Consider the following 4,760-nt stretch of genomic DNA (forward strand, 5'->3'; position numbering starts at 1 on the left):
CGGTCGCGGAGCACGGCGTGGCGACGGTGCGCGCCGACGGCGCGGTGCGGCGGCGCGGGCGCCACGGCGCCGACTGGGACGCGGTGCGCGCGCGCGACACGCTGGTCGTCGCCGCGCCGTACAACTCGACCACGTACTTCGTCTACCGCGGGCTGCCGCTCGGCTACGAGTACGAGCTGCTGAAGAAGTTCGCCGCCGAGCGGTCGCTGGCGCTCAAGTGGGTGGTGGTACAGGACCGCGACTCGCTGTTCGCGATGCTGCGCGACGGGCGCGCGGACGTGGTCGCGGCGCGCCTGATCCCGACGCCCGAGGAGGAGCGGCGCGCGGCGTTCACGCACGCGCTCTACCGCGCCGAGCCGGTGCTGGTGCAGCGCACGGGGCCCGCCGGCGTCGCCGCGGCGGCGCTCCCGGCGGGCACCGACACGATGCTCAAGGCGGGCCCCGCCGAGCCGGCGCCGGCGCCCGGCGCGGGGACGACGACCGCGACGATCCGCGCCCGCATGGTGCAGCGCCCGTCGGAGCTGGCGGGGCGCCGGGTGACGCTCCCCGAGGACTCGCCGCACGCGCGCACGCTGCTCGAGCTGGAGGACGCGATCTCGGGCGACATCGCCGTCGTCGAGGTGGACGCGTCGTCGGAGGCGGTGATCCGCGAGGTGGCGAAGGGGAACGTCGCGTACACGGTGGCCGAGGGGAACCTGGCGCGGCTGCACGCGACGACCTTCAGGAACCTGGCGATCCGGCCGGTGGTCGGCGTCCCGCAGAAGGTGGCGTGGGCGGTGCGGCGCGACGCGCCGGCGCTGCTCGACACGCTGAACGCGTGGATCGACTCGGAGCAGGCGGGGCCGACGTTCGCGCAGCTGTACCGCAAGTACTTCGTGGACCAGCGCGCGTACCAGCAGCGGGCGGCGAGCCGCTACCTGACGTCGGAGACGGGGGCGCTGTCGCCGTACGACTCGCTGCTGCGCCGGCACGCCGGCGCCCTGTCGTGGGACTGGCGGCTGCTCGGCTCGCAGATGTACCAGGAGTCGCGCTTCAAGCCGACGGCGACGTCGTGGGTCGGCGCGCGCGGGCTGATGCAGCTGATGCCGGCGACGGCGCGGCAGTTCGGCGTGCGCGCGATCGCCGACCCGGCGCAGAACGTCGCGGGGGGCGTGCGCTACCTGCAGTGGCTGCAGCAGCAGTGGCGCCCGCGGATCGCCGACTCGACGGAGCGGCTCAAGTTCGTGCTGGCGTCGTACAACGCGGGGCTCGGCCACGTGGTGGACGCGCAGCGTCTGGCCGACAAGCACGGCGACGACCCGGAGAAGTGGGACGACGTCGCGTACTGGCTGCTGCAGCTGTCCAAGGCCGAGTACCACGCGGACCCGGTGGTGCGGTACGGCTACTGCCGCGGGCTGGAGCCGGTGCAGTACGTGGCGGCGATCCTGGAGCGGTTCGAGCACTACCGCCAGTTCGTGACCCGCGCCGTCGCGGAGTGACGCACCTGCGACCTGCGACCTGCGACCTGCGACGACACCCGGTCGCAGGTCGCAGGTCGCAGGATCACCGTCCGCGCACGGCGGCGGTGGCTTCCTCGATGGCGCGGGTCGCCGCGTCGAAGCGTCCGGCCAGGTCGGTGATCTCGGCGGTGGCGCGCGCGGCGTCGCCGTCGCGGACGGCCTCGCTCACGGAGGGGAAGACGACGTTGGCGTAGCCGTTGTTCTCGTCGGCGGCGTAGACGAGGTTGCGGAACCAGGGGCGGGTGCGGAGCCCCTGCGGGCGGGTGAGCGCCTTCTCGACGCGCTTGAGCGCCTCGTTGGCGGCGCGCAGGCGGGCGGCCGGCGGGGAGGCGGCCAGCGCGGCGTCGCGCGCCTCGGCGAACGCCTGCGCGGCGCGCTCCATCCGCTCGATCGACGCGGCCAGCGGCGCCGGGGTGACGCCGGCGAGGCGGCGGGCGGCGACGGTGCGCTCCATCGCCGGGAGGTAGCGGCGCATCGTGCGCGCGAACTCGACGTAGTCGTACGGCAGGACGTCGGCGTTGGCGAGGCGCAGCAGGAGCGCGGCGTTCACGCGCGCGGCGGCCGCGTGGTACGCGAACGTCGGGTCGGCGAAGCGCCGCACGAAGTCGTACGTGTCGTACTGCGAGTGGTACACGCCGCCGGCCCCGCCGAAGCCCCAGTCGGCGTGCGGGATGCCGAGGTGGTTGTAGAAGCCGGCGAAGTCGGAGCCGCCGCCCGGGTCGCCCATCGCCGGCTCCTCGCCGTCGGCGACGCCCGAGCGGCGGCGCCACACGGCGTACACGCTCCCCTCCCCCGACGGGTCGGGGACGACGCGCGCCACGTCGCGCAGCGTCGCGCGCAGCGACGGCGAGCCGCCGCCGCCGAAGCTCGGCCCCGACGCCGAGACGTCCTGGTTGAGGTAGGCGACCGCGTGGCGCGTCAGGCGCAGCGAGTCGTCCTCGACGTACTCGGTGGAGCCGACCAGCCCCCACTCCTCGGCGTCCCAGGTCGCGAAGACGAGGGTGCGCTTGGGCGGGCGCCCGGCCCTCACCTCCTCCATGACGGCGCGAGCCGCCTCGAGGACACTCACGGTGCCGCTGACGTTGTCGCCGGCGCCGGGGCCCCAGCCGTCGCGGTGCGCGCCGACCATCACCAGCTCGTCGGGCTGCTCGCTGCCGCGGATCGTGCCGTAGGTGTTCCAGATCGTCTTCCAGCCGTTCTGCGCGGCGTCGGTGGTCACGCGCACGCGGGCGCGCGCCGGGCCGGGGCCGGCGTGGTAGCGCAGCGGGAGCCCGCCCTGCCACGCCTGCGGCACGTCGGCGCCGCGCACGCCGTCGAGCAGCACGCGGGCGTTGGCGTAGCCGATGGGGACGACCGGGATGCGCGGCGTCCCCAGGCTGTCGGCCGGGAGGCGGCGCGCGCGCTCGGTGCTCGGCCACCCCGGCGTCGACGGGTCGCCGTTGCCGTTGAACACTGAGCCGCGCTGCACCCCGTACGGCGGGCGCATCGGCCCCTCGGGGTAGGTGTCGCCGCGCACGTAGCCGTCGTCGGCCGGGTCGCTGTAGATCAGCAGCGCGACCGCGCCGCGCTTCTCGGCCTCGCGCGCCTTGATGCCGCGGAAGGAGCGGCCGTAGCGCGCCAGCACGACCTTGCCGCGCACCGACACCTTCATCGAATCGAGCTGCGCGTAGTCCTCGATCAGCCCGTAGTTGACGTAGACCACCTCGCCGTGCGCGTCGCCGGCGGCGCTGGAGCCGTTGACGGTCGGGTACTGCGCGAGGCGCGACCCGGCGTCGCCCGGCACCGGCGGCTCGGCGAGCGGCAGCTCGGTCGAGTCGGCGCCGCCGCCGGCGCGCGGGCGCACGGCCCACACGTTCACGCCGGTGGCGTGCGGCAGCCACACGCGGTAGGCGCGGACCTCGGTCTGGAGGCCGAGCTTCTTCATCTCGGCGATGACGTAGTCGCGCGTGCGCGCCTGCGCCTCGCTGCCGGCGACGTGCGTCTCGGCGCTGAGGGCGCGGGCGTGGGCGTGCGCGCGGGCGCTGTCGGGGCGGGCGACGACGCTCGTCTCGAGGGCGCGCTGGCGGGCCGCCGAGGCGGGCGCGTAGCCGGGGAGCGGCGCCTGGGCGCCGGCCGCCGGCGCGGCGAGGGCGCCGACGGCGAGGGCGGCGAGGAGGGACCGGAAGGGGGGCACGGGCGGGGGGCTGGGGACTCCGACGGGCGGTCGCCGGGGAAGGTACCGCGCGGGCACGCGGCCGCGCGCGTGGCGCGGGGGTGTCGCCGCTCGTCTCCCGCTGGGCATATTCGCTCCCCCGCCCCAGCAGCCGTCCCCCGCCGCCGCATGCCCACGCAGCCCCCCGCCGCCACGATCGGCAAGTACCAGATCCTGCACCTCGTCGGCGAGGGGGCGATGGGCGCCGTGTACCGCGCGCTCGACCCGGTGCTGCAGCGCCCGGTGGCGATCAAGGTCATGAGCGACGCGGTGGCGCGCGAGCAGGAGCTGCGCGAGCGCTTCCTGCGCGAGGCGCAGGCGGCCGGGTCGCTGCAGCACCCGAACGTCGTGACGATCTACGACTTCGGCGAGGTGGACGGGCACCTCTACATCGCGATGGAGTTCCTCGACGGCGAGGACCTCGAGGGGCTGCTGGCGCGCGGCGCCGCGCCGGCGCTGCCGGACAAGCTGCAGGTCGCGGCCGACGTGCTGGGCGGGCTGTCGTACGCGCACAAGCGCGGGATCGTGCACCGCGACATCAAGCCGGCGAACATCCGCGTCACCGAGGACGGCCGCGCGAAGATCATGGACTTCGGCGTCGCGCACCTGACGTCGCAGAAGATGACGCGCACCGGCATGACGATGGGGACGCCGAACTACATGGCCCCCGAGCAGGTGACCGCGGGGCCGATCGGCGCGCCGACCGACGTGTTCTCGCTGGGCGCGGTGCTGTACGAGCTGCTGACGGGGAGGAAGCCGTTCGCCGCCGACACGCTGCACGCGGTGCTGTACAAGATCGTGAGCGAGCCGACGCCGCCCCCGTCGGCGCTGGTGCCGACGCTGCCGCCGGAGCTCGACGCGATCGTCGCCCGCGCGCTGGCCAAGGACCCCGCCGAGCGCTACCAGCACGCGGCCGACATGGCGAACGACCTGACGGCGCTGCGGGCGACGCTGATCACGGGGGTGCGCGCGGCGTCGGCGTCGGTGTCGCTCAACGCGCGCCTCTCGGCGACGCTCCCGGCGGGGGCCGCGGCGCCCGGGCCGGCCGCGCCGGCCGCGCCGCCGGCGGG

3 protein-coding genes are annotated in these 4,760 nt (G+C 75.7%); 2 read left to right on the forward strand and 1 reads right to left on the reverse strand.

Going from position 1 to position 4,760, the window contains the following annotated elements; all coding sequences use genetic code 11:
* Positions 1-1,478, forward strand: a 1,478-nt coding sequence (locus PYV61_RS21015; protein ID WP_275835316.1) for a transporter substrate-binding domain-containing protein, incomplete at its 5' end; no start/stop codon positions are given.
* A gap of 64 nt (positions 1,479-1,542) precedes the next feature.
* On the opposite strand, the gene PYV61_RS21020 is transcribed toward PYV61_RS21015, so the two are convergent.
* Positions 1,543-3,672, reverse strand: a complete 2,130-nt coding sequence (locus tag PYV61_RS21020; protein ID WP_275835318.1) for a M20/M25/M40 family metallo-hydrolase — start codon at positions 3,670-3,672, stop codon at positions 1,543-1,545.
* Positions 3,673-3,819: 147 nt separating this feature from the next.
* Between PYV61_RS21020 and PYV61_RS21025 the strand changes: the two genes are divergently transcribed.
* Positions 3,820-4,760 (forward strand): serine/threonine-protein kinase (locus tag PYV61_RS21025; RefSeq protein WP_275835319.1); only part of this gene is annotated, 941 nt, incomplete at its 3' end.

Source organism: Roseisolibacter sp. H3M3-2 (genome assembly GCF_029211165.1).
Taxonomy (GTDB): Bacteria; Gemmatimonadota; Gemmatimonadetes; order Gemmatimonadales; family Gemmatimonadaceae; genus Roseisolibacter.